The following is a 24,752-nucleotide window of genomic DNA, read 5'->3' as shown; positions in this document are numbered from 1 at the left end:
GAGAGCGAGGCCCGTCACAGCGGGACGAGGGCCAAGGAAAGCGGGCTCTCTAAAGGTTTGCTGCCCGCACGTCAATGCGACGGCGGGCAGGGCAGCCATGCATAGGGCTCAAGCCGCGTTGCGCCGCATCATGCGCGTGCGCATCTCCTTGGGATCGTCATAGATCAGGTCGATCAGGGTCCTTGCGACGGCATCCGGTTCGGTACGCCGCTGTTCCCAGTTTTGGAGCGTGGTGACGGGTATGCCGAGCAAGGCGGCAAATTCGCCCTGGCTCATTTCCAGCAGGCCGCGCGTCAGCTTCAGCTTGGCGCTTGCATCGAGCGCCCGCGTCTTTTCCTCGGTCCAGTCGTGGCTGTCGGCATCATCGACCATATCTGGCAATCTCCCGGTCGTTGGCCTTCCGCACCGAAATGATGTGAAAGACCGTGTCTCGTATCGTGAACACGCAGACGTGGAGCCGTAAGTCGACATACCCGAAGGCGACGAAGCGATCCTCACCATAGTCGCGCCGGTCGTCCAGCAGGGTGGCGACCCTGTTGCGGATCACGTCCGCCCCGAGTGCCAGCGAGAAACCTCGCTCGGCCCGGGTCCATTCGTCCTTGCCCAGATCGAACGAGATCTTCATGCGGCATCCGTCAGCTGTCGCAATTATACGCTATCAGCGTAGAGTTCGCAATCGCTTACGGCCACCTGACCTCGGGCGGCATGCTGGACAGGATCGAGGCGATATTGCCACCGGTCTTGAGCCCGAAGATCGTGCCGCGATCGTAGAGCAGGTTGAATTCGACATAACGGCCACGGCGGACAAGCTGCTCGTCGCGGTCGCCGTCGGTCCAGTTGGTGTTGAAGTTCTGGCGGACGAGATGCTGGTAGGCGACGAGAAACGCGCGGCCGACATCCTGCACGAAGCGGAAGTCGGCATCCCAGCCGCCCTTTTCCTCCGGCGAATGCTGCCAGTCGAAGAAGATGCCGCCGGTGCCGCGCGGCTCGTTGCGGTGCGGCAGGAAGAAATACTCGTCGCACCAGTCCTTGTACTTCTGATGGTCGGCGATGCCGGGGTGCTTGGCGCAAGCGAACTGCATCGCCTTGTGGAAGGCAACCGTGTCGGCGTCTTCCTGCGTGCGCCGGCGATCGAGCACCGGCGTCAGGTCGGCGCCGCCGCCGAACCACCAGCGTGAGGTCGCAACCATCCGCGTGTTCATGTGCACGGCCGGCACGTTCGGGTTCTGCGGATGGGCGATCAGCGAAATGCCGGAGGCCCAGAAGCGCGGGTCTTCCTCGGCACCGGGCATCTGCTTGCGGAACTCGGGTGAGAACTCGCCATGCACGGTCGAGGTGTGCACGCCGACCTTCTCGAACACCCGGCCATGCATCATCGACATGATGCCGCCGCCGCCACGTCCCTCGTCGCGCTGCCACGGCGTGCGCTCGAAGCGACCCGGCGCCCAACTGGCCAGCGGTCCTTCGACCTGGTCCTCCAGCGCCTCGAAGGCGAGGCAGATGCGGTCGCGCAGCTCCTCGAACCAGGCGCGGGCGCGCGCCTTCCTGTCTTCGATGTCGGCCGGCAGTCCCGCCGGGATTTCAGGACGCTGCAATTTAGGCTCCGCACAAATGACTCGTAATTGTCCGGCGCGATCCCTAATCTCCTTCTCGTATGGGTCAAGGAGTTCTTTATGGGCACCCCGACCAGACCGCCGCTGGATGACCTCAGAAAAAGGCTCCACCGCAGCCGGGCCGAACGTGAACTCAAGCCGCGCGACGGGTTCCTGCGCGAGACCTTCGTATTGCCGCGCAACGATGCACGGCTGAAGGCGCAGGAGTGGTTCTCGCGCTGGCCCAAGCAGGCCTACTGGACCGAGATCGAGAGCTGGTTCGAGCGTCCCGGCGACGTCATCGAGTTCACCATCCGCCGCCTGCCGACATCCGACTGATTCTCAAGCGCGGGTGCAAAGATGTTCCTGAAGACGATCGCCGAGGATGAGGCGAAGGGCCGCGTCGCCGAGATCTACGACAAGGCACGAGCGCAACTGGGCTTCGTCATGGAAGCGACCCAATGCTTCACGGCGCGTCCCGACTTGCTGCCGGTATATACCGACTTCAACGACCAGATGCGCGCCGGCTTCTCGCTCGGCATGCACGAATGGCGGCTGATCACGCTGGTTGCCGCCAAGCAGGTCCCGTCGACCTACTGCTCCCATGTCTATGGCAAGCAGCTGATCGCCGATCTCGGCTCGAAGGAGGCGGTGCTGGCCCTCCAGCAGGATTTCCGAAATGCGGGGCTGACTGAACGCGACGTTGCGATGCTGGCCTATGCCGAGCAGATCGCCATCGATGCCTCGCAGGTGAGGCAAGCCGACATCGACCGTCTGCGCACCACAGGCTTCAGCGACCAGCAGATCTGCGACATCGCCCTTTGTGCGTCCTTCCGCTGTTTCGTCAGCCGCTTCTTCGATGCGGTCGGTGCCGGGCCGGAGGCAATTTTCATCGACAGCGACGAGGCGTTTCGCGCGGCGATGACGGTCGGCCGGAGCTACTGACGGACCCGGCAACCACGCCGCCCAGATTGCTCTATTCCGCCGGGACGATCAGCCGCCGCGGTCCCGGGCCCTGGCGCGCCAGCCGGTCCTCGCGGTTGCGCAGCGGGCACTTGTCGATCGACATGCAGCCGCAGCCGATGCAGTCGGTCAGCCCGTCGCGCAGTTTCTTCAGCTGTTCGATGCGGTGGTCGAGGTCGTGGCGCCAACCCGTTGATAGCAGAGTCCAATCCTCGCGCGTCGGCGTGCGCCCGTCCGGCAGCGCGGCAAAGGCGGCGGCAATGTCGGCGAGCGAGATGCCGACGTCCTGCGCGATCCTGATCACCGCCACCCGCCGCAGCACGTCGCGCGCATAGCGCCGCTGGTTGCCCGAGGTGCGGTGGCTTTGGATCAGCCCGCGCGCCTCGTAGAAATGCAGGGCCGAAACGGCCACGCCGCTGCGCTTCGCCACCTCGCCGACGGTCAGTTCGCTTGCCATGGAGATTCCTGCTTGACCTCAAGGTTGGTTGAGGTTGTACGAGGGTATCCTTCACGATGCAAGGAAGGATCAGGACATGGCGTGCAATCCGAAAATGAACCGAAGCACCAACCCGCCGGGGCGGAGGTTTGCTGCCGTGTTCATGGAGCTGGCAGACGCATGGTCAGCCGATCTGGCGCAGTGCCTCTCCGGCAACCATCGCGGAACTCAGTGCGACGTTGAGGCTGCGGCCGCCGCCGGGCATCGGGATCAACAGCCGCTCGAAGGCGAGATCGTGGACGTGATCCGGCACCCCAGCCGATTCGCGGCCCAGCATGACGATATCGCCGGCCTGGAAGCGGAAATCGGTATAGGGCAGGGCGGCCTTGGTCGACATCAGCACCAGGCGGCGGCCTTCGTCCTGCCGCCAGTCCTCGAAGCGGTCGAAATCGACGTGCCGGGTCAGGGCCGCCATTTCGAGATAATCCATGCCGGCGCGTTTGAGCGCCCGGTCGGAAATGTCGAAGCCGGCGGGCTCGATCAGGTCGACGGCGAGGCCGAGGCAGGCGGCCATGCGCAGGATCGTGCCGGTGTTGCCGGCGATATCCGGCTGGTAGAGCGCGATGCGCAGTTTTTCGTCCATTTTGAGTTCCTAATCTGTGGCGGCAAGGCAACAGCAAGACGAGCCAAAGCAAAAAATGAAGACGAGGCCGTGGCATTCCGCCGCGAATGGGCGTATACGACCGGCATTGTCAACTCGGACCGATGGAGGGGTACATGATGCATCTTGATATTCACCGCCCCACCTGTGGGCGACGAACTGCCTGACGGCGGACCGGTTCGACGACTTTCCTGACATTTCCAGGCATTTTCGCATCGTGGTCCGCAGAAGCCCTTATCCGGTTTTCGAAGGACAATTCCGATGTTTGCCAACATCCCACACGGGCCCGACGCCCGTAACGAACCCGACTCTGCAAATTCCCTGGGGCTGAGCCAACTCGCCGAAGCGAGGCGCAAGGCCTGGTCGCTGTCGATCGGCGCAAGCCCGCAAGTCTCGGGCCCGCCGAGAAAGCTGCATCGCGGCATGTTGCCCGATGTCGACATGAGCAATGTCGTGCCCGACCCCAACCACCGGCCGTTCTTCGGCCGCGTCTTCGCCCTGATCGGCCGGCTTGCCGGCCGGTCGGGTCAGGCCCGGCCTGCTGCCAGAACGATGTCAGGAGGCAACCGCTGAGGATCCGCCGAATCCTCAGCGGTCACCTACATTCCTGAGGCCCCCGTCGCATCCCACACAGGATCCGGCGAACAATGGCCGTGCCAGTGGCCCTCCAAGACACGTCCACGCGGAATTCGCTGCGTGTCACATACCGATTGAGAGACTGATATGTTCCGCTGGTTTGAAAACAGACTGAATCCGTTCCCCGTGGAGGAACCGGTCGAGCCGCCGAGGACGCTGGTGGCGTTCTGCCTGCACTACACCAAGGGTGCCTGGCCCTACATCATCGTGGCAGCCGTGCTCACCTCGCTGATCGCGCTCGCCGAAGTGTGGATGTTCGGCTTCCTCGGCAACATCGTCGACTGGCTGTCGAACCAGAACCGCGAGACCTTCCTTGAGAACGAGGGCTGGAAGCTCGCCGGCATGGCGTTCATCGTCATGGTCATCCTGCCGGGCATGGTGGTGCTGCAGTCGCTGGTCAACCAGCAGACGCTGATGGGCAACTATCCCATGCGCATCCGCTGGCAGGTCCATCGCTACCTGCTCAAGCAGTCGATGAGCTTCTACCAGGATGAGTTCGCCGGCCGCATCGCCACCAAGCTGATGCAGACCGCGCTCGCCGTGCGCGAATGCGTGGTCAAGCTCATCGACGTGCTCAACTACGTCATCGTCTATTTCCTCGGCGTGCTGTTCATCGTCGGCTCGGCCGACCTGCGCCTCGCCGCGCCGCTGATCGTCTGGCTCTTCTGCTACGTGCTGTTGCTGCGCTATTTCGTGCCGCGCCTCGGCAAGCTTGCCGAAGAGCAGGCCGACGCGCGCTCGACCATGACCGGCCGGGTCGTCGACAGCTACACCAATATCCAGACGGTCAAGCTGTTCTCGCATTCGCGCCGCGAGGCGACGTTCGCAAAAGAAGGCATGTCGCTGTTCATGGACACGGTCTACCGGTCGATGCGGCTGGTGACCTCGCTCTACGGCGTGCTCTATCTGCTCAACTCGACGCTGCTCTTGTCGGTCGGAGCGTTGTCGATCTGGCTGTGGCTCGGCGGTGTCGTCACCATCGGCGCGGTCGCCGTCGTGCTCGGCCTGGTGCTGCGCCTGTGGGGCATGTCGCAATGGATCATGTGGGAAGTCTCGGGCCTGTTCGAGAGCATCGGCACCGTCCAGGACGGCATCACCTCGATCTCGATGCCGCGCCTGGTCGAAGACAAACCCGGTGCCAGGGAGATCGTCGTCGACAAGGGCGAAATCTTGTTCGACAACGTGCGCTTCCACTACGGCAAGAAGAAAGGCGTCATCGAGGATCTCACCCTCAATGTCCGTCCGGGCGAGAAGGTCGGCATCGTCGGCCGTTCCGGCGCCGGCAAGTCGACGCTGGTCAACCTGCTGCTGCGCTTCTACGACATCGAGGGCGGCCGCATCGTCATCGACGGGCAGGACATTTCGACCGTGCAGCAGGACAGCCTGCGCGCGCATATCGGCATGGTCACGCAGGATACGTCGCTGCTGCATCGCTCGGTGGCCGACAACATCCTCTATGGCCGTCCCGATGCCACCGAAGCGATGATGGTCGAGGCGGCCCGTCGGGCCGAAGCTCTGGATTTCGTCTCCACCCTGTCCGATCCCAAGGGCCGCAAGGGCTTCGAGGCGCATGTCGGCGAGCGCGGCGTCAAGCTGTCCGGCGGCCAGCGCCAGCGCATCGCCATCGCCCGCGTCATGCTCAAGGATGCGCCGATCCTGATCCTCGACGAGGCGACCTCCGCACTCGATTCCGAGGTCGAGGCGGCGATCCAGGAAAACCTCTACCGGCTGATGGAAGGCAAGACCGTCATTGCCATCGCGCATAGGCTCTCCACCATAGCGGCCATGGACCGGCTGGTGGTGATGGACAAGGGCCGCATCGTCGAGCAGGGCAGCCATGACGAACTGGTCGCCAGGGGCGGGCTCTACGCCTCGCTGTGGCAGCGCCAGTCGGGTGGGTTCCTGCTGGACGACGCAGCAAGCGAGGCGGCCAACGATGTGGAGGCCAAGGGCCAGGCGGCGGAATAGGGCGAGGTGGCGCGAGGCCGACGCCCTCCCTCCCCCTTGTGGGGAGGGATAAAGGGTGGGGGTGCTGCGCTACGACTAAATGTCATGGCGGCGCGGGTTACCCCCACCCCTAACCCCCTCCCCACAAGGGGGAGGGGAAACCACGGCGACCCCACACCCATCGCATCCTCCTCTTAATGTGAACACACCGCCCAACATTCGCCCGGCTTAGCGGCACGTTTCTCCTGCCAAGCTGCGGTTGCCTCGTGCATCGGTTGGGCCGAAAATAGCGAGTCGTTGCCGCGGGATAGCCCAGAGTGCTCATGAACAGAATCTACAAATGGTTCGAAAGCTGGGTCTATCCCTTCCGCGAGCCTGACAGCCTTCGGCCTCCCGCGACCGTCTGGGGTTTCCTCTGGCACTATGTCGGCCAGGCAAAATTCGCCTTCTTCGCCATGCTGGTCATCGGCGGCATCGCACCGCTCGTCGAGGCGGGGCTTTTCTACTTCGTCGGCCGCCTCGTCGACATCCTCGACGGGCTGCCCACCGACCGCAGCTGGGCTGCCCTTTGGGACGTCGCCGGCGCTGAAGTGCTGTTCATGGCAGTCGTAGTGCTTGTCGTTCGCACGCTGATCGTCGGCCTGTCGGCGCTTGTCGACGAGCAGACGATCACGCCGGGCTTCTACAATCTCGTGCGCTGGCAGGCGCATCGCCACGTCTCGCGCCAATCCTATTCCTTCTTCCAGAACGACTTCGCCGGCCGTATCGCCACAAAGGTCTGGCAGGCGGGGCAGGCGACCGGCGACCTGATGGAAAGCTTCATCGAGGTCGTGTGGTTCATGCTGGTATACACCATCACCACGCTTGCCGTGGTCGCGGGTCTCGACTGGCGGCTCGCCGCGCTCGTCGTCATCTGGATCGTCGCCTTCGGCTTCCTCGCCAATCACTACCTGCCGTCGATCCGCAAGCATGCCGAGGCCACCGCCGAAGCCGGCTCGATGATCAACGGGCGCATCGTCGATTCCTATTCCAACGTGCAGACGCTGAAGCTGTTCGCTGCCGATGGCGACGACCGCTACATCCGCTCGGGCTTCGACATCTATCTCGATGCGCTGCGCCCGTTCACGCGCCGCCTCACCGGCGTGCGCTTGGCGCTGACGGCGCTGTCGGGCGTCATGATCACCGCGATTGCCTGGTACTCGATCCATCTGTGGATCGAGGGCGCGATCTCGGTCGGCGCGGTCGCCTTCACGCTCAGCCTCGTTTTGCGGCTCAACATGCTGCTCGGCCGGTTGATGATGCAGCTCAACGGCATTCTCCGGAACCTCGGCGTGCTGGAAAACTCCAAGGCGCTGATCAGCCAGCCGCTCGGGCTGACCGACAGGCCGGGCGCTCGCCAGCTCGAGGTGACGGGCGGCGAGATTCATGTCGACAAGGTGGTGTTCCATTATGGCAAGGGCGGTGGCGTGCTCGACGGCATCGACCTTGTTGTCAAGCCTGGCGAAAAGGTCGGCATCGTCGGTCCTTCGGGTGCGGGCAAGACTACGCTCGCCAATCTCATCCTGCGTCTCTACGATCTCGAAGGCGGCCGTATCCTGATCGACGGGCAGGACATCGCGACCGTCACCCAGAACTCGTTGCGGGCCTCGATCGGGGTCGTCAGCCAGGATACCGCGTTGTTCCACCGTTCGCTGCGCGACAACATCAAGCTCGGCAAGCCCGACGCCACCGACGACGAGGTCGTCGCGGCGGCGCGCAAGGCCGAGGCGCACCAGTTCATCGGCACGCTCGAGGACAATCGCGGCCGCAAGGGCTACGACGCCTTCGTCGGCGAGCGCGGCGTCAAGCTGTCGGGCGGCCAGCGCCAGCGCGTGGCGATCGCGCGGGTGTTCCTCAAGGATGCGCCGATCCTGATCCTCGACGAGGCGACCTCGGCGCTCGATTCGAGACATCGAGGCGGCGATCCAGGAGAACCTGCAGGCGCTGATGCAAAACAAGACCGTGCTCGCCATCGCGCACCGCCTGTCGACCATCGCGGCCCTCGACCGGCTGATCGTGCTCGACCAGGGCGGCATTGCCGAACAAGGCACCCATGACGAGCTGCTTGCGCTCGACGGGCTCTATGCCCGGCTGTGGAAGCGCCAGTCCGGCGGTTTCCTGTTCCACGAGGACAGCGTGCTCGACGAATCGAGGCCCGCGTGATGGCGCTGTTCATGGCCCCCTCATCCGGCCCTTCGGGCCACCTTCTCCCCGCTGGGGAGAAGAGGAAGGCTGGGGCACCGACAATCTCCTCTCCTCGGTGGGGAGAGGGTGGCCGAGCGAAGCGGAGCCCGGGTGAGGGGGCCTTGTTCGCAATGAGGAAGGCTTTCGCCACATGACTCCCGAGCCCTTCCTCGAAAAGCTCTGGCGTCGCTTCGAAGGCGCCATCGACCCGTTCCAGGACACCGATCGCGAGGTGCTGCCCGAAAGCGCATGGGCCTTCATCCTCTATTTCGCCCGGCAGGCGAGAGGACCGTTCACGCTGCTGCTGATCAGCGGCTTCCTGGCCGGTGCGATCGACGCGGCGCTCTACTGGTCGGTCGGCTGGCTCATCGACCTGCTCGACTCCACCAGCCCGCAGCGGCTGTTCGCCGAGCACTGGCCGGAACTCGCCGGCCTGCTGGTGCTGATCCTTGTCGTCCGCGCCGTCATCATCATCGGCTCGGCCGTCGTCGAGCAGCAGATCGTCGTGCCCGGCTTCTTCTCGATGGTGCGCTGGCAGGCGTTCCGGCGCGTCATCGAGCAGCCCTACGATTTCTACCAGAACGATTTCGCCGGCCGCATCGCCACCAAGATCGTGCAAGGTGGCGAAGCCGTCGGCGACTTCATCGTCAATGTGCTGCAGACGATGTGGAGTTTCCTCACCTTCGTGCTGCTGTCGCTGACCATCCTGGTCTCGCTCGACCCGCTGATGGGGGCGGTGGTGATGCTGTGGTTCGCCGGCTATGCCGCGATCATCTATTTCCTGCTGCCCGAGATGCGCCAGGCCGGCCGCGCCACCGCCGATCAGCGCTCGATATTCAACGGGCGCCTCGTCGATGCCTTCACCAACATCATGGCGGTCAAGCTGTTCGACAGCGGGCGGCGCGAGCATGCCTATGTGCGCGACGGGCTCGAGAGCTATCTCGGCGCCGTCGTCCGGCTGACCCGCTCCATCACCACCGTGCGTGCGGCGGTCGCCGTCATCAATGGGGCGATGATGGCTGCAGTCGCCGCCATCTGCATCGTCAGTTGGACCCGTGGCGAAATCTCGACCGGGGCGATTGCCGCAGCGCTCGGCCTCGTCTTCCGGCTCAACCAGATGTCCGGCTGGATGATGTTCAACATCAACGGCCTGGTGCGCAACTATGCCACCGTGCAGGACGCCACGCGCACCATCTCGGTGCGCCCGGCGATCCGCGACGCCGAGAACGCGGCCGTGCTGCCGCGGGCCAGCGGCGACATCGTCTTCGACAACGTGTCGTTTCACTACGGCAAGGGCAGCGGCGTGATCGACAAGCTCAGCCTGCACATCAAGCCGGGCGAGCGTGTCGCGCTGGTCGGCCCCTCCGGTGCGGGCAAGACGACGCTGGTCAATCTGGCGCTGCGTCTGTTCGACGTCGAGGAGGGCCGCATCCTGATCGACGGTCGCGACGTGCGCGACATCACCCAGGCCTCTCTGCGCGCCCAGTTCGGCGTCGTCAGCCAGGAGGCGATGCTGATGCATCGCTCGATCACGGACAATATCGGCTACGGCCGGGCAGGGGCCTCGCAGGCCGAGATCGTCGATGCTGCCCGGCGCGCCGCCGCCCACGACTTCATCGTCGACGTCGCCGATCCGCGTGGCCGGCGCGGATATGACGCCCATGTCGGCGAGCGCGGCGTCAAGCTATCCGGCGGCCAGCGCCAGCGCGTGGCGATCGCCCGGATGATGCTCAAGGATGCGCCGATCCTGATCCTCGACGAGGCGACCTCGGCGCTCGACAGCGAGGTCGAGGCGGCGATCCAGGACAATCTCTACAAGCTGATGGAGGGCAAGACGGTCATCGCCATCGCCCACCGGCTGTCGACCATCGCCGCGCTCGACCGGCTGATCGTGCTCGACGAGGGCCGCGTCGTCGAGGAGGGCAGCCACGACGCCCTGATCGCCAGGGACGGGCTCTATGCGCAATTGTGGAAGCGCCAGTCCGGTGGCTTCCTGGCCGACCGGCTCGCGGCGGAGTAGGATCGCGTCATGTCTTCTGTCCGCCCGCCTTCCATCCTGTCCAACCGTTCCGAGCAGACGCTCAACGTGCTCGAATACGAGTTCCTCGCCGAAAAAGCGGCTGCGCTCGGCCGAGCCGGCGACCGGGTCGGCGAGGCGCTCGGCAAGCTCGCTGCGCATCAAGGCGACGGCGACGAACGGCGGGTCTTGCTCAAGGCGGCGGCTGACGCAGTTTACGCCTATTTCATCCAGCGCGAGCTCTGCGGCCTGCGCAAGCATGACGACGCCATTCGCGACTATGGCATCCCGCGCGAGGTGCTGGTGCGACTCGGCGCCGCCTGATCGGCCCACAGTCGTTTCCCGGCGCAAGTTTGGCCTCGCCGGGGCGAGCCCGGCCTCCCTGGTGTCGCAGGCATGCCCGGTGTCGCAAAATCCGCTGATTTCCGCCATTTCCAGCCAGTTTTCCACCGCCTTGCGTTGTCCCCGCGACAATCTGCCCATGTGCCCTGTCGCGTCTGGACAAAAAGAGGCTTCACGCATAAACCGAAGTCCAAATGCCGGAGGAATTCGCTAGCCTGGTTGCCATGCGCCGTCGGGCTGGCATTGTTGAGCGGGGACAAGTGCTCAGCCTTCGGTGGTATTGAGGCAGAAGGATCAGGTCCCTTGAGCGCAACCGATACGAGCGAGCCCAATCGCCGCGATTTTCTCTATGTGGCCACCGGCATGGCCGGCGTGGTCGGCGCAGGCGCCATCGCCTGGCCCTTCATCGACCAGATGCGCCCGGACGCGTCGACGCTGGCCGCGTCCTCGATAGAGGTTGACGTCACGTCGCTGACGCCCGGCATGTCGCTGACGGTGAAATGGCGCGGCAAGCCGGTGTTCATCCGCAATCGCACGCCCGAAGAGATCAAGGCAGCGCAGGACGTGCCGCTCGCCGACCTCAAGGATACGGTCGCACGCAACGCCAACATCGCTGCCGACGCCCAGGCGACGGACATCGATCGCACGGCCGGCAAGGACAAGGAAAACTGGCTGGTCATGGTCGGCGTCTGCACCCATCTGGGTTGCGTGCCGCTCGGCCAGCAGGGTGATTTCGGCGGCTGGTTCTGCCCTTGCCACGGCTCGCACTACGATACGGCTGGCCGCATCCGCAAAGGCCCGGCGCCCGAGAACCTTCATATTCCGACATTCCAGTTCGTTTCCGACACCATGATCCGGATAGGCTGAGGCAGGGGGACTTAATTCCATGAGCGGTGGACACTCGACCTATTCGCCCAAAACCGGCATCGGCCGCTGGATCGATGCGCGCATGCCGCTGCCGCGGCTGGTGCACGATTCATTCGTCTCCTACCCGGTGCCGCGTAATCTGAATTACGCCTACACCTTCGGCGGCATCCTTTCGATCATGCTCGTTGCGCAGATCCTGACCGGCGTCGTGCTGGCCATGCATTACGCCAACGACACGACGCTGGCCTTCCAGTCGGTCGAAAAGATCATGCGCGACGTCAACTCCGGCTGGCTCTTGCGCTACATGCACTCCAACGGTGCGTCGTTCTTCTTCATCGCCGTCTACATCCACATCATGCGCGGTCTCTACTACGGCTCCTACAAGGCGCCGCGTGAGCTGCTGTGGATCCTCGGCTGCATCATCTACCTGCTGATGATGGCAACCGGCTTCATGGGCTACGTCCTGCCCTGGGGCCAGATGTCCTTCTGGGGTGCTACCGTCATCACCGGCTTCTTCACCGCCATTCCGGTGGTCGGCGAATGGGTGCAGCAGCTGCTGCTCGGTGGCTTTGCCGTCGACAACCCGACGCTGAACCGCTTCTTTGCGCTGCACTACCTGCTGCCGTTCATGATCGCCGGCGTCGTCGTGCTGCACGTCTGGGCGCTGCATGTCGTAGGCCAGACCAACCCGACCGGCATCGAAGTCAAGTCGAAGACCGACACCGTCGCCTTCACGCCCTATGCGACCATCAAGGATGGTTTCGCCATGGTCGTGTTCTTGGCCGTGTTCGCCTACTTTATCTTCTACATCCCGAACTTCCTCGGCCACCCCGACAACTACATCATGGCCGACTCGCTGAAGACGCCGGCGCACATCGTTCCGGAATGGTACTACCTTCCGTTCTACGCGATCCTGCGCGCCATCACCTTCAACATCGGCCCGATCGACTCCAAGCTCGGCGGCGTGCTGGCGATGTTCGGCTCGATCGCGGTGCTGTTCGTGGTGCCGTGGCTCGACACCTCGAAGGTCCGTTCGGCTGTCTACCGCCCGTGGTACAAGCTGTTCTTCTGGATCTTCGTCATCAACGCGATCTTCCTGGGCTGGCTCGGTTCCCGCCCCGCCGAAGGCGCCTACGTGATCATGTCGCAGGTGGCCACGCTCTACTACTTCGCGTTCTTCCTGGTCATCATGCCGGTTCTCGGCCTGATCGAGACGCCGCGCCGCTTGCCCAACTCGATCACCGAAGCGGTGCTCGAGAAGAACAAGGGCGGCTCCGCTCATCCGGCAGGTGCGACCGCTGCACCCGAGACCCGCGGCTGAACCAAAGAGAATCTGAGAGGGATTTTGGAATGAAAAAGATTCTCAACGGTCTGGCTGCCATCGGCTTCGTGCTCGCCGGCACGGCCGGCGTGGCGCTGGCTCAGGAAGCGCACAATGCGGCCGAGCCGACGCACTTCCCGATCCACAAGCCGAAGGAAATGGACTGGACCTTCGCCGGCCCGTTCGGCACCTACGACAAGGGCCAGCTCCAGCGCGGCCTGAAGATCTACAAGGAAGTGTGCTCGGCCTGTCACTCGATGGACCTGGTGGCGTTCCGCACGCTCGAGGACCTCGGTTACTCAGAAGCGCAGGTCAAGGCCTTCGCTGCCGAGTACGAAGTGCAGGACGGCCCGAACGGCGATGGCGAGATGTTCACCCGCAAGGCTCTGCCTGGCGATCATTTCCCGTCGCCCTTCCCGAACACGATCGCGGCCGCCGCGGCCAATAACGGCGCTGCCCCGCCCGACTTCTCGCTGATCGCCAAGGCGCGCGGCGTCGAGCGTGGTTTCCCGACCTTCGTGTTCGACATCTTCACCATGTACGCGTCGAACGGCCCGGACTATATCCACGCGCTTCTGACCGGCTACGACGAACAGCCGCCGGCCGGCATGGAAGTTCCCGAGGGCACGCACTACAACCCGTTCTTCATCGCCGGCAAGTCGCTGGCCATGGCCAAGCCGCTTTCCGACGGCCAGGTGACCTACGAGGACGGTTCGCCCGAGACGGTGGAACAGTACTCCAGGGACATCTCGGCGTTCCTGATGTGGGCTGCCGAGCCACACCTTGAGGCGCGCAAGCAGACCGGCTTTGCCGTCATGATCTTCCTGGTGCTGTTTGCCGGCCTGATCTACGCCACCAAGCGCAAGGTCTGGGCCAACGCCCACTGATCCGGGCTGGCCGACATGAAATCGAAGGGCGCTCGCAAGGCGCCCTTTTCTTTTGCCGCCTGAGCCGTCAAAACTGTCGGGTAACGGAGCCCCCACCGATGAATACCTCGCTTGAACAGACGCTGCTCGGCGCCATCAGGACCATTCCGGACTACCCGCGCCCCGGCGTGATGTTCCGCGACATCACCACGCTGCTCGGCAATGCGCGCGCTTTCCGGCGCACCATCGACGAACTGGTTCATCCCTATGCCGGCGCCAAGATCGACCAGGTGGCCGGCATCGAGGCGCGGGGCTTCATCCTGGGCGGCGCCATCGCGCACCAGATGTCGGCCGGCTTCGTGCCGATCCGCAAGAAGGGCAAGCTGCCCCACGAGACAGTGCGCATCGCCTACAGCCTCGAATACGGGCTCGACGAGATGGAGATGCACAAGGATGCGGTCAAGACGGGCGAAAAGGTGATCCTGGTCGACGACCTGATCGCCACCGGCGGCACCGCGGAAGCCGCGGTCAAGCTGCTGCGCCAGATCGGCGCCGATATCGTCGCCGCCTGTTTCATCGTCGACCTGCCGGAACTAGGCGGCCGCAAGAAACTCGAAGCGCTCGGCGTCGACGTGCGCACGCTGATCTCCTTCGACGGGCACTGAGGGACCTACGGGTCTCGCAGCGTGGATACGTTCTCCACGCTTGGCGCTTTTCCTATCATTTTTCGCGCGACTTGCCGGGCCACTGTAGCGCGGCCCTGAGGTCAATTGTTCGGCGATCTCCAGCCGCGGACCCGGCAACGGCGCCGTTGCCGTTCGAATTCATGCCAGCGCGATCCCTCGGCCCGACGGCCACCGCCATGCGGCCGCGCCGCTGAAACAAACGAAACACTCCCGAGCTCTTGCAGAAAAACGCCTGAAATGACGGCGGCGTAGGACTGGACGTGCCGCGCGTGCGGCAGGTTCAACCGGCGATACGCACATCCCCGCTGCCAGGATCCAGACTTCCTGGCCGAGGTGCCGACGCGTCTTGCTCCGAAACACGAGTGTTCCAAAATGCTGAAGTCAACTGCTTCGCAAGATTTTCCCGCACGGCTCCGCGCGAGCCTCATCGGCCAGGACCATCCGGACTATGAGGCGTCGCGCGCGCTTTACAACGCCATGATCGACAAGCGGCCGCGCTGGATCGTTCCTTGCACCGAGGTCGCCGACGTGGTCGCGGCCGTCAATCATGCCCGCGACAAGCAACTGCTTGTTGCCATTCGCGGCGGCGGTCACAACGGACCGGGCTTCGGCAGCTGCGACGGCGGCATGGTCATCGACATGTCGCCGATGAAGCGGGTCGACGTCGATCCCGCCACGCGCACGGTCCGTGTCGAGGCCGGCTGCACCCAAAGCGAGGTCGACCGGGCTACCAGCGTTCATGGGCTGGCGGTGCCGGCCGGCATCGTCTCCACCACCGGTATTGCCGGGCTGACGCTGGGCGGCGGCACCGGCTATCTCACGCGCAAGCATGGCCTGACCATCGACAATCTGCTCGCCGCCGAGGTCGTGCTGGCCGATGGCCGCATTGTCACGGCAAGCGCGGACGTACACCCGGAGCTGTTCTGGGCGTTGCGCGGCGGCGGCGGCAATTTCGGCGTGGTGACGCGCTTCACCTTCCGGGCGCATCCGGCGAAGGATGTCTATGCCGGGCCGATCTTCTACGACATCGCGCATGCCGCAGAGATCATGCGCTGGTACCGTGGCTTCCTGCCGGCGGCGCCGCGCGAGCTCGGCATGTTCTTCGGCATCAAGACGGTGCCGTCCTGCGATCCGTTCCCGCGCGAAATCTGGGGCAAGCGCATCTGTGCGCTGATCAGCTGCTACAACGGCGCCGAGAAAGACGGCATGCGGGCGATGCAGCCCGTGCGTGAAGCGCTTCCCAAGCCGCTGATGGACGGCATGATGCAGTTACCGTTCGCCGATCTGCAAGGCCTGTTCGACCCGCTGCTGCCGAAGGGGCTGCAGTGGTACTGGAAGGGCGACTATGTCGACGAGCTGTCCGATGCGGCCATCGCCGCCCATGTCGAGCACGGCTCGAAGACCCCGAGCGAGCTGTCGCTGATGCATCTCTATCCCATCGACGGAGCGGTCCACGACGTGGCTCCCGATGCCACCGCCTGGGGCGCCCGGCGCGCGCGCTGGTCCATGGTCATCGCCGGCATCGATCCCGACCCGGCAAAGGCGCCGGAGCTCAAGCGCTGGGCAAGCGCCTACTGGGCGGCGGTGCACAAGCACAATGCGCATGGCGGCGCCTACATCAACTTCATGATGGACGATGAGGGCGAGGCGCGCGTACGTGCCGCCTATGGCCCCAATTACGAGCGGCTGGTCGCGGTCAAGCGCCAATACGACCCGGCAAACCTCTTCCGGGTCAACCTGAACATCCGGCCGTAGGTTTCCGCTCTGGATGAAGCGCGCGGACCCACCTTCTCCCCTTGTGGGAGAAGGTGGATTGGCGTGTAGCGCCAAGACGGATGAGGGTGCTGGAAGGAATGAGCGGGTGCAGGTGAAGCCGCACTCCGTCCAGCACCCCTCATCCGACCTCGCTTCGCTCGGCCACATTCTCTCACAAGGGGAGAAGGAAGGTCGCGCCACAAGGGGAGACGGGAAGACCCCGCTAGCCCACCTTCACCAGCACGGCACTGTCGAATTCGACGACCTTGTCGCCGGTCGAGTCGAAGCCTTCGGAGTGCAGCGTCATCATGCGCCAGCCGGGGCGCGAGGCGAGCGGGCGGTGGTCGATGCCGCGCCGCGTGTAGGTCACCGTTTCGCCGGCAAACACCGGCTTCAGCCATTTCAGGTTCTTGAAGCCGGGCGAGGGGCCGAATTCGGGCTTCGGTCCGGGGCCGTCCCAGGGGCGGCCGCGATGCGCCAGGTTGAGCTTCATCCACACCGCCGTGGTGTGCCAGCCCGAGGCGCAAAGGCCGCCGAAGACGCTCCTCTTGGCTGCTGCCTCGTCGGTGTGAAACGGCTGCGGATCGTATTTGCGGGCAAAGTCCTTGATCGCCTCGGCGCTGAAGTGATGGCTGCCGAGCGTGATGGTGACACCGATGCCGAGATAGTCGTCGAGGGTCATTGCGCGGCCTCGCGGGTCAGGAACATGCAGGTATTGACCAGTTCGAAGACCGGCTCGCCCTTCTGGTTGACCAGTTCCGCACGCCAGCTGACGAAGCCAAGCCCCGGCTTGGAACGCGACAGGCGGCTGGACAGGATGGTCAGCTTGCCGCCCAGCGTGTCGCCGGCCAGTACCGGCTTCTTCCACTTGGCATAGTCGATGCCCGGCGCGCCTTGCGAGGTCGAGTCGAGCAGCAGTGCGTCGCACAGCATGCGCATGAACATCGAGCAGGTGTGCCAGCCCGACGCCGACAGTCCGCCGAGAATGCTCGCCTTGCCGGCCTCCTCGTCAAGGTGGAAGGGCTGGGCGTCGAACTCCGAGGCGAATTCGATGATCTCCCGGGCGAGGACGGCCTTGCTGCCGAGGTCGATGACGACGCCTTCGGCGAGGTCCTCATACGCCCATGTCTTGTTGCTGCTCATCGGCAATCCTGTTCAAGCTTGTACGATAACCTTGGACCGGCCCTGCGGGTCGCGCAAGGCCGGCTTGGGGCAACTCGTTGGCTCAGAGCCAGCCGCGGCGGCGGAACCACCAGAACGGCAGGATGGCGGAGACGACCATCAGGCCGAGCGCGAACGGGTAGCCGAGCGCCCATTTGAGCTCGGGCATCAGGTCGAAGTTCATGCCGTAGATCGAGGCGACCAGCGTCGGCGGCAGGAACACCACCGCCGCCACCGAGACGATCTTGATGATGCCGTTCTGCTCGATGTTGATCATGCCCAACGTGGCATCGAGCAGGAAGGTGATCTTCTGCGACAGGAACGAGGCGTGGTCGGTCAGCGACGCCACGTCGCGCGACAGCGTCTTCACCCGCGCCTTGGCGTCCTTGCCGTTCTTGGCCTGCCCGGTGGCGCTGGCGAGGAAGCCCGCCAGGCGCTGCAGCGAGGTCAGGCTGTCGCGCATGTTGGACGTCAGCGACTCCTTGCGGCCGATGCCCTTGAGGATCACCTGGAAGTCGCGGTCGCGCTTCGAGGCCTTGGTCGCCGTCGGGTTGAAGATGTCCTTCGACAACAGCTCGACCTCGCGCGAAACGCGCTCCAGTACGTCGGCGAGCCGGTCGACGATCGCCTCCAGCAGGCCGACGAGGATCGTCTCGCCCGTGGTGCAGCCGATCGCCGCCTTCTCGGCCCGCAGCGGAAAGGACAGGAACGCCTTGGGCTCGTGGTAGCGGATGGTGACCAGCAGGTTGCGGCGCAGCACGAAGGTGACCGGCGACATCACGGGAAAGTCGCTGTCGGCCTGCGAGGGCAAGGTGGCGGTCATGAAGTAGGCGCCGTCCTCGACATAGAGGCGGGACGAGATCTCGATCTCCTCCATCTCCTCGCGTGTCGGAACCCCGACGCCGAGCCACTGCTCGACCTCGGCCTCTTCTTCCCTCGTCGGATTGAGCAGGTCGGCCCAGACGATCTTGTCCTTTTCGGCCGCAATGCTGTCTGCAAGGCGCAGACGATCGTTTTCCACGACGAATGCCTTGATCATCGCCGGTCTCCCATACTGGAGCTGATATCGTGCCCGATCGCGGGCCGGGTTGCTGGATTGCGCCGGCGGGGTCACGAAGGACTGGGCCAGCGCCTAGGCGCGATAGACCCGGGTGGCTGCGACGTCAAGTTGCAAATCGGCAAGGTGGCGGGATGTAGCGGGTCTAGGTGCGGCCAGCGCCACGGGGCGCATGTCGTCTTGAAGTAGATATATAGTGTTCGTATAGGATATTCGGTGAGAGATAATGCGTTGTAAGTTGTTTTAAGTTTTCATAGCGGAGATGGTTGTGCTACGAGGCGATTCTTAGTGTGGGGACTTAGCATGAGAAAGATTATGGTATTTTCCGCTGCATTCTTTGCAGCGGCAAGTGGCGCTATCGCTGCCGATAACGTCGTTGGTGACTCCGTGCCGGAAGCACCTGTGGCATCGTTCTATGATTGGTCCGGCGGCTACGTCGGCGCGTTTGGCGGCTGGGCGCGCGGCAAGACGACTGCCACCGACATTGAGGGCGAAGAGTACGGTGGTGCGACTCCCGGGGCGACGATGAGCCTGTCAGACGACGGTTTTGTCGGCGGTGTGACGGCAGGTTACAATTTTCAGCATGGTTCATGGGTCTTTGGCCCTGAACTGGAGCTGGGCTGGGCCTCAATCAAGAAGACCCACATTGACCCTAATGACAACGAAGACGGCCTGTTTGCGCAATACGGATTTTATGGGACCGCCACAGGTCGGTTGGGCTATGCTGCCGATCGTACCCTCTTTTATGGCAAGGGCGGCCTGGCCTTTGCTCGCATCAAGAGCGCCGGTGGCGAGTTCGATGGCGTCGGCGAGGAGAATGACGACGGCTATTGGGGCTTTGACGGCAACGAGGCCGGCTTTGGCAACAAGACGCGGCTTGGCTGGACGATCGGTGCCGGCGTTGAGCATGCGCTGTCCGAAAAGTGGACCGTCAAGGCCGAGTACCTCTACGCTGATTTTGGCAGTAGCACGTACAACAATCTTGAAGATCCAGACAGCCCCTTCAAGTTCAGGGACAAGCTCCACTCCGTCAAGTTCGGCGTGAACTATCAGTTTTGATGGAAATCTGCAGGATGAAAAGAAGCCCCGCCTTGAGCGGGGCTTTTTTGTCGACTCGTGCCGGCGCGCAACCGTTCAGAAGAACTCGTCGAGCAACTGGTAGTACGAGAGCCTCGCCGGATCGGCATCGGGCAGGCCGTAGAGCTCGAGGAATGGCGCAACCCATTCCGGGCCGAGATTGAGATGGATGCTCCAGCACAGGATGCCGAGATCCTGGTAGCGGTCGGCGACACCGAGGCGGCTGCAGTCGATGAAGCCCGTGAAGCGGCCGCCCTCGGCGATGAAGTTCGGCATCGAGGCGTCACCATGCGTCACGACCAGTTCCTCGCTGGCAGGCCGGCGCGCGAGCACTTGCTCGAACACGGTCTCGGCCGATTGGCCGAGCCACTCGTCGTCGAAGTCCTCGACATCGACCACGCCCGTCTCCATGCGTGCCCTGGCGAGAGGGATGCGTCTGGAAAGACGGTGGTCGAAGGGGCATGAGGCGATGTCGAGCGCATGCAGCCGGCGCAACGCGTCGGCTATGATGGCAATCGCCTCGGCAGCAGGAACCTCCTGCGTGACGAGGTCGCCGCCCGGCAGCGCCGTCATCAGCAGCCAGTGAAGCCCGGCATGGGTCTCGAAGACGATGACTTCGGGGCAGGGTACGCCCTGCCCACCCAGCCAGCGCAGCCGGGCCACCTCGTCGGGCAGCTCGGCAAAGTCGCCTGTTTCTTCGGTCTTGAGGAACAAGGTAGACTTGCCCGATGCCTCAAGCCTGAAGACGCTGGCACCTGAGGCGCCGATCGTCTGCTGCTGCCAGTCGTAACCGGCGAGCGCTTCACGCAACGTAGAGGGAAGATCGATCTCGACAGTTGAATGCTGGGTCATCTGCTCCCTGGCGGACATGAAGTAGGCTCCGCAGCTGACATGGAGGTGCTGATAGATTTCAGTCTTCTCGCGTGTCCTGCAACGTCGAACTGCGTAAAAGCAAAAAAGGCCGGGGTTACCCCGACCTTTCTCTAGCGTCTCGACATCCGATGCCAGTACATCCGTGGTCAAAGGTGGAGACGATCTGCAAATCTCCCGGCGACCGTAGCCAATGTTGGTTAGCAAAAGGTTAACGCTGCGGGATGAGGAGTTGGTCGAAAGCCACGTATGCAAAGGCGGGCGACTGACTGTCTCATCGCACCGCGCCAAAAGGAAAAGCCCCGCGATCCGGGGCTTTTCGTATGCGGATGCGACGGCCAGGGGCTAGGTGTTGAACTTGAACAGCATCACGTCGCCGTCCTGGACGACGTATTCCTTGCCCTCGTCGCGCGCCTTGCCGGCTTCCTTGGCGGGAACTTCGCCGCCGAGCGTGACGAAGTCGTTAAAGGCAATGGTCTGGGCGCGGATGAAGCCGCGCTCGAAGTCAGTGTGGATGACGCCGGCCGCCTGCGGCGCCTTGGCGCCCTTGTGCACGGTCCAGGCGCGTGTCTCCTTGGGGCCGACGGTGAAGTAGGTGATCAGGTGCAGGAGTTCGTAGCCGGCGCGGATGAGCTTATCCAGGCCGGGCTCCTCGAGGCCGAGATCGGCGAGGAATTCCTGCGCCTCTTCGTCGGGCAGTTGCGCCACTTCGGCCTCGATGGCGGCAGAGATGACAACGACGCCGGCGCCCTGCGCCGTAGCCATTTTCTCGACAGCCTGGGTGTGCTCGTTGCCGGTGGCAGCGTCGCTTTCGGCGACGTTGCAGACATAGAGCACCGGATGCGAGGTCAGAAGGTTCAGCCCCTGCAGGATTTCGAGGTCCTCTGCAGCGATGCCCTTGAGCAGCAGCCGCACCGGCTTGCCGTCCTGCAGCAGCGTCAGGGACTGCTCCATCATCGGCAGGACGGTGGTCGCTTCCTTGTCCTTGCTGGCGGCGCGCTTGCGGAACTGCACGATGCGGCGCTCGAGGCTTTCGAGGTCGGCGAGCATCAGCTCGGTCTCGACGGTCTCGGCGTCGGCGACGGGATCGATGCGGCCTTCGACATGGGTGATGTCGTCGTCCTCGAAACAGCGCAGCACGTGCACGATAGCGTCGACCTCGCGGATGTTGGCGAGGAACTGGTTGCCCAGGCCTTCACCCTTCGAGGCGCCGCGCACGAGGCCGGCGATGTCGACGAAGGAAATGCGGGTCGGGATGATCTCCTTCGACTTGGCGATCGAAGCGAGCTGCTTGAGGCGCGGATCGGGAACCGCGACCTCACCGGTGTTCGGCTCGATGGTGCAGAACGGATAGTTCGCCGCCTGCGCGGCAGCCGTGCGCGTCAGCGCGTTGAAAAGCGTCGATTTGCCAACGTTGGGCAGGCCGACGATGCCGCATTTGAAACCCATGGTCTTTTGGTCCTATCGGGAAATCGGAATTTGCTCAGGGCTATGGGCGATAGGGCCTAAGATCGTCAAGTCTTTCAGCGTCGCACGCGGTATTGCGTATGCACCGCGCCATTGGCCAAGGGCTTGGCAAAGGCGAGATCGAGCCAGCGATCGGCCTGTTTGCCGCCGAAAGCCCGGATGCCCGAGCCGAGGATTATGGGGATGCTGCCGATCTCGATCATGTCGAGCAGGCCGGCGTCCATGAACTGACGGGCCAAGTCGCCGCCGCCGAGAAGCCAGATTCGGCCTTTGGCGCCGCGCGCGCGAAGATTGGCAAGCATTTCGGCTGGCGTGCCGGCCATTGCTTCGGCGTTTTCGGGTAGGTTGTCGAGCGGGCGCGAGGTGGCAACCAGGCAAGGGTATTGGGCGTAGGCCCATTCCGGTTCGCGGCGGACGACATCATAGGTGGCGCGGCCCATGACGATGCCGCTCAGTGACGCCATGAAGCCGGAAAAGTCGTAATCGTCATCAGGTGGAAAGTTGTCGAGCCAGTCAAACGTACCGTCCTCGCGGGCAATGAAGCCGTCAAGCGACATCGCGAACATGTAGATGACGTCGTCAATGCCCGAAGAGACCATCGGAACCGTTCCTTGTTGCCAAAGAGTGTTTCCTACCATGGGATCTGTCGGAGTTATGTCAGGAGCCCTCAGCGAGCGCACGGGGCATTGGGTCAGTCCGGATCCTTGTCGTAGGCCTTGGTTCCCGGAGGCAGGACAACCCATGGATGACGGCGGCAGTCGTAGACGGAATCCTCGGGAGGCGGAAAATGCGGATCGGCGAATGCGCCGACTGCCACTGCCACAAACGCACTCTCGGCGCCGGCTTCGGTGTGGAAGAGGTTCGTGCCGCAGACCGGGCAAAACCTGAAGGTGTAGCGCGAGCCTCTGTCGCCGAGGCGCAGGTATTCGGTCGCCGTGCCCTCTACCTTGTAGGGCGGGGCGAAGGCGGCCAGGGCGGCAAAGACACTGCCGGTGCGGCGCTGGCAGGCGAGGCAATGGCAGATGCCGACGCCGAGCGGTGCGCCGTCGACCTCAATGCTCAGCTGCCCGCAGGAGCAGGACGCAGTTCGAGCTTGCACGATGACACCTCGCCTGACGGTTGCATCGGATCAAAGGGCATTGCGCGCCCTTATCGCATGAACGGAGGCGAATGTCTTCGCAGGCCCCTCAGTCCTTGCCGAGCAGCTTCTTCAGCATTGCGGCCATTGGGCCGGTCTCGGGAACCTTGACGGTGGGCTGGTTCGGGCGGGCCTGGCGGATATGGCTCTGGGCCTTGGGCGCCTGCGGCTTGGGGGCTTTCGGCGGCGGGGTGTCATCAGTGCCGGTCGGCTGAAGCTTGTCGCGCAGCCCGACAGTGACCTTGTTCATGAAGCCGTTGTCGTCGCCCTTTGCCAGCAGGTCGGTGCTGTCGGCCACGAGGTCGAGCAGCACTTCCAGCCATTCCTTGTCGGCCTTGGCGAAGTCGCCAAGGACATGGCCGTGCACCATCTCCTTGACGCCGGGATGACCGATGCCGATGCGGACGCGGCGATAATCCTTGCCGATATGCTGGTCGATCGAGCGGATGCCATTGTGGCCGCCGGCGCCGCCCCCAACCTTGACGCGCACCTTGCCGGAGACGAGGTCGAGCTCATCGTAGAAGACGGTCAGCGCCGAAGGTTCGAGCTTGTAGAAGCGCAGGGCCTCGCCGACCGACTGGCCGGACAGGTTCATGAAGGTCTGCGGCTTGATCAGGATGATCTTCTCGCCGGCGATGTTGCCTTCGGCGATCAGTCCCTTGAACTTCTTCGTCCAGGGCGAAAACGAATGGCGGCGGGCAATTGCGTCCGCCGCCATGAAGCCGACATTGTGCCGGTTGTTCTGGTATTGCGCACCCGGATTGCCGAGACCTGCAAAGAGCAGCATGTTCGGGTCCTCCGGAGGCGAAGGCTATTCTGCCTCGGCAGCAGCCTCGGTCGTGGCTTCTTCCGACTTCGATGCCGAGGTGCCGGCGATCGTGGCGATGGTGAAGTCGCGGTCGGAGATGACGGGCTTCACGCCCTTGGGCAACTTGACGGCCGAGATGTGGATCGAGTCGCCGATCTCGGTGCCGTCGAGGTCGACGGTGATGGACTCGGGGATCGCGTTGGCCGGGCAGTGGAGCTCGACCTCGTGACGGACGATGTTCAGCGTGCCGCCGCGCTTGATGCCGGGCGACTTCTCTTCATTGATGAAGTGAACCGGAACCTGGACGTTGACTTCGGTGTTTGCGCCAACGCGCAGGAAGTCGACATGCATCGGGAAGTCACGAACCGGATCGAGCTGGAAGTCCTTGGGCAGGACCTTGATCTTCTTGCCGTCGACGTCGATCGTTGCCACGGTGGTCAGGAAGCCGCCGCCATGGATCTTGTAGAAGACGTCCTTGTAGGACAGGGCGATGGCCAGGGGAGGCTGCTTGTCGCCGTAAATAACTGCAGGCACTTTACCGTTGCGACGAACTTCACGGGCGGACCCCTTACCGACCAGTTCGCGTGCTTCGGCCTTGAGCTCGTATGTTTCGCTCATGGCATTTCCTTTCGGTTGTATGGAGCGCCTACGGCTGGCATGAAGCCTGATCCGTAAACGTCGAAAGCCGCCGGGTGAGGCGGCCTTCCGCCGCGTTGCCTCCAAGGGTGTCTACGCGGGTGGCGGCTCTATATCCGAAGGTGGTCAAAAGTGCAACCGCCGGGGCTCTCGTGCGCTGGCTCGGTCGTGGTGCCGCCGTGGCTGCTCGCGAAAACACCGCAGTGCCTGTATCAGGCCCGTTCGA

Annotated in this window: 26 protein-coding genes and 1 pseudogene; 13 read left to right on the top strand and 14 right to left on the bottom strand. The window is 63.8% G+C overall.

Going from position 1 to position 24,752, the window contains the following annotated elements; translation table 11 throughout:
- Nucleotides 1-108: 108 nt before the first annotated feature.
- Genes WHT83_RS21845 through hemF form a run of 3 tightly spaced genes read right to left on the bottom strand, consistent with a single transcriptional unit; the run spans nt 109 to nt 1,595 of the window.
- A complete protein-coding gene (locus WHT83_RS21845) occupies nt 109-372 on the bottom strand; it encodes a DNA-binding transcriptional regulator (RefSeq protein WP_159091626.1) in 264 nt (87 codons plus the stop codon).
- Nucleotides 362-625, bottom strand: a complete 264-nt coding sequence (locus WHT83_RS21840) for a BrnT family toxin (RefSeq protein WP_108607288.1) — start codon at nt 623-625, stop codon at nt 362-364. The genes WHT83_RS21845 and WHT83_RS21840 overlap by 11 nt, the downstream gene beginning before the upstream one ends.
- Before the next feature lie 55 nt (nt 626-680).
- Nucleotides 681-1,595: an oxygen-dependent coproporphyrinogen oxidase gene (gene hemF / locus WHT83_RS21835; protein ID WP_108607289.1), complete on the bottom strand. Its 915-nt coding sequence runs from the start codon at nt 1,593-1,595 to the stop codon at nt 681-683.
- A 78-nt stretch (nt 1,596-1,673) separates the two neighbouring features.
- On the opposite strand from hemF, the gene WHT83_RS21830 reads away from it, so the two are divergent.
- A complete protein-coding gene (locus WHT83_RS21830; protein ID WP_108607290.1) occupies nt 1,674-1,931 on the top strand; it encodes a hypothetical protein in 258 nt (85 codons plus the stop codon).
- Nucleotides 1,932-1,952: 21 nt separating this feature from the next.
- Nucleotides 1,953-2,537 carry a carboxymuconolactone decarboxylase family protein gene (locus WHT83_RS21825; protein WP_108607291.1) on the top strand — a complete coding sequence of 195 codons (585 nt, stop codon included), beginning with the start codon at nt 1,953-1,955 and terminating at the stop codon, nt 2,535-2,537.
- A gap of 31 nt (nt 2,538-2,568) precedes the next feature.
- Here the strand turns inward: WHT83_RS21825 and soxR are convergent, their stop codons facing one another.
- Together soxR and WHT83_RS21815 are read right to left on the bottom strand one after the other, a co-directional pair.
- The gene (gene soxR, locus WHT83_RS21820; RefSeq protein ID WP_406872373.1) at nt 2,569-3,012 is read right to left on the bottom strand and encodes a redox-sensitive transcriptional activator SoxR; all 444 of its coding nucleotides are present in this window, start codon (nt 3,010-3,012) and stop codon (nt 2,569-2,571) included.
- Nucleotides 3,013-3,175: 163 nt separating this feature from the next.
- Nucleotides 3,176-3,634, bottom strand: a complete 459-nt coding sequence (locus tag WHT83_RS21815; RefSeq protein WP_183259851.1) for a tRNA (cytidine(34)-2'-O)-methyltransferase — start codon at nt 3,632-3,634, stop codon at nt 3,176-3,178.
- A 279-nt stretch (nt 3,635-3,913) separates the two neighbouring features.
- Between WHT83_RS21815 and WHT83_RS21810 the strand changes: the two genes are divergently transcribed.
- The 10 genes and pseudogenes from WHT83_RS21810 (at nt 3,914) to WHT83_RS21765 (ending at nt 16,312) form a co-directional block, all read left to right on the top strand.
- Nucleotides 3,914-4,225: a hypothetical protein gene (locus WHT83_RS21810; RefSeq protein WP_108607294.1), complete on the top strand. Its 312-nt coding sequence runs from the start codon at nt 3,914-3,916 to the stop codon at nt 4,223-4,225.
- Between the two features lie 150 nt (nt 4,226-4,375).
- Nucleotides 4,376-6,256 carry an ABC transporter ATP-binding protein gene (locus WHT83_RS21805; RefSeq protein ID WP_406872372.1) on the top strand — a complete coding sequence of 627 codons (1,881 nt, stop codon included), beginning with the start codon at nt 4,376-4,378 and terminating at the stop codon, nt 6,254-6,256.
- A gap of 302 nt (nt 6,257-6,558) precedes the next feature.
- Nucleotides 6,559-8,437: pseudogene (locus WHT83_RS21800) on the top strand (ABC transporter ATP-binding protein).
- A gap of 172 nt (nt 8,438-8,609) precedes the next feature.
- A complete protein-coding gene (locus WHT83_RS21795) occupies nt 8,610-10,478 on the top strand; it encodes an ABC transporter ATP-binding protein (RefSeq protein ID WP_406872371.1) in 1,869 nt (622 codons plus the stop codon).
- Between the two features lie 9 nt (nt 10,479-10,487).
- Nucleotides 10,488-10,799, top strand: coding sequence for a DUF6665 family protein (locus WHT83_RS21790; protein WP_183259862.1), 312 nt, complete (start codon nt 10,488-10,490; stop codon nt 10,797-10,799).
- 321 nt (nt 10,800-11,120) lie between these two features.
- Complete coding sequence (gene petA, locus WHT83_RS21785; RefSeq protein WP_183259864.1) at nt 11,121-11,684, top strand: ubiquinol-cytochrome c reductase iron-sulfur subunit; 564 nt, start codon at nt 11,121-11,123, stop codon at nt 11,682-11,684.
- 19 nt (nt 11,685-11,703) lie between these two features.
- Nucleotides 11,704-13,005 (top strand): cytochrome bc complex cytochrome b subunit, encoded by a 1,302-nt coding sequence (locus WHT83_RS21780; protein ID WP_406872370.1) that lies wholly within the window; start codon nt 11,704-11,706, stop codon nt 13,003-13,005.
- 29 nt (nt 13,006-13,034) lie between these two features.
- Nucleotides 13,035-13,892 (top strand): cytochrome c1, encoded by an 858-nt coding sequence (locus WHT83_RS21775; RefSeq protein WP_406872369.1) that lies wholly within the window; start codon nt 13,035-13,037, stop codon nt 13,890-13,892.
- 98 nt (nt 13,893-13,990) lie between these two features.
- A complete protein-coding gene (locus WHT83_RS21770) occupies nt 13,991-14,536 on the top strand; it encodes an adenine phosphoribosyltransferase (protein ID WP_318763983.1) in 546 nt (181 codons plus the stop codon).
- A gap of 393 nt (nt 14,537-14,929) precedes the next feature.
- Nucleotides 14,930-16,312: an FAD-binding oxidoreductase gene (locus WHT83_RS21765; RefSeq protein WP_406872368.1), complete on the top strand. Its 1,383-nt coding sequence runs from the start codon at nt 14,930-14,932 to the stop codon at nt 16,310-16,312.
- 223 nt (nt 16,313-16,535) lie between these two features.
- Here the strand turns inward: WHT83_RS21765 and WHT83_RS21760 are convergent, their stop codons facing one another.
- The 3 genes from WHT83_RS21760 to corA form a co-directional block, all read right to left on the bottom strand.
- The gene (locus tag WHT83_RS21760; RefSeq protein WP_318763985.1) at nt 16,536-16,994 is read right to left on the bottom strand and encodes a MaoC family dehydratase; all 459 of its coding nucleotides are present in this window, start codon (nt 16,992-16,994) and stop codon (nt 16,536-16,538) included.
- Entirely contained in the window at nt 16,991-17,455 is a 465-nt protein-coding gene (locus WHT83_RS21755; protein WP_183259873.1) for a MaoC family dehydratase, read from the bottom strand. Before WHT83_RS21755 ends, WHT83_RS21760 begins: the two co-directional genes overlap by 4 nt.
- 82 nt (nt 17,456-17,537) lie before the next feature.
- The gene (gene corA / locus WHT83_RS21750) at nt 17,538-18,512 is read right to left on the bottom strand and encodes a magnesium/cobalt transporter CorA (protein ID WP_108607306.1); all 975 of its coding nucleotides are present in this window, start codon (nt 18,510-18,512) and stop codon (nt 17,538-17,540) included.
- A 321-nt stretch (nt 18,513-18,833) separates the two neighbouring features.
- On the opposite strand from corA, the gene WHT83_RS21745 reads away from it, so the two are divergent.
- A complete protein-coding gene (locus WHT83_RS21745; RefSeq protein ID WP_406872367.1) occupies nt 18,834-19,589 on the top strand; it encodes an outer membrane protein in 756 nt (251 codons plus the stop codon).
- 75 nt (nt 19,590-19,664) lie between these two features.
- On the opposite strand, the gene WHT83_RS21740 is transcribed toward WHT83_RS21745, so the two are convergent.
- The 6 genes from WHT83_RS21740 to WHT83_RS21715 form a co-directional block, all read right to left on the bottom strand.
- Entirely contained in the window at nt 19,665-20,459 is a 795-nt protein-coding gene (locus tag WHT83_RS21740) for an APH(3')-II family aminoglycoside O-phosphotransferase (protein WP_406874033.1), read from the bottom strand.
- Nucleotides 20,460-20,822: 363 nt separating this feature from the next.
- Complete coding sequence (ychF, locus tag WHT83_RS21735; protein WP_108607308.1) at nt 20,823-21,926, bottom strand: redox-regulated ATPase YchF; 1,104 nt, start codon at nt 21,924-21,926, stop codon at nt 20,823-20,825.
- 74 nt (nt 21,927-22,000) lie between these two features.
- Nucleotides 22,001-22,543: a dihydrofolate reductase family protein gene (locus WHT83_RS21730; protein ID WP_406872366.1), complete on the bottom strand. Its 543-nt coding sequence runs from the start codon at nt 22,541-22,543 to the stop codon at nt 22,001-22,003.
- Nucleotides 22,544-22,635: 92 nt separating this feature from the next.
- Nucleotides 22,636-23,043 (bottom strand): GFA family protein, encoded by a 408-nt coding sequence (locus tag WHT83_RS21725; RefSeq protein WP_406872365.1) that lies wholly within the window; start codon nt 23,041-23,043, stop codon nt 22,636-22,638.
- Between the two features lie 88 nt (nt 23,044-23,131).
- The gene (gene pth, locus WHT83_RS21720; protein WP_108607311.1) at nt 23,132-23,869 is read right to left on the bottom strand and encodes an aminoacyl-tRNA hydrolase; all 738 of its coding nucleotides are present in this window, start codon (nt 23,867-23,869) and stop codon (nt 23,132-23,134) included.
- 24 nt (nt 23,870-23,893) lie between these two features.
- Nucleotides 23,894-24,508 carry a 50S ribosomal protein L25/general stress protein Ctc gene (locus WHT83_RS21715; protein ID WP_406872364.1) on the bottom strand — a complete coding sequence of 205 codons (615 nt, stop codon included), beginning with the start codon at nt 24,506-24,508 and terminating at the stop codon, nt 23,894-23,896.
- Nucleotides 24,509-24,752: the final 244 nt, after the last annotated feature.

The organism is Aminobacter sp. P9b (assembly GCF_045345995.1).
GTDB lineage: Bacteria > Pseudomonadota > Alphaproteobacteria > Rhizobiales > Rhizobiaceae > Aminobacter > Aminobacter niigataensis.
The sequence above is the reverse complement of the archived record's forward strand: the minus strand, read 5'-3'. Positions and strand labels throughout refer to the sequence as shown.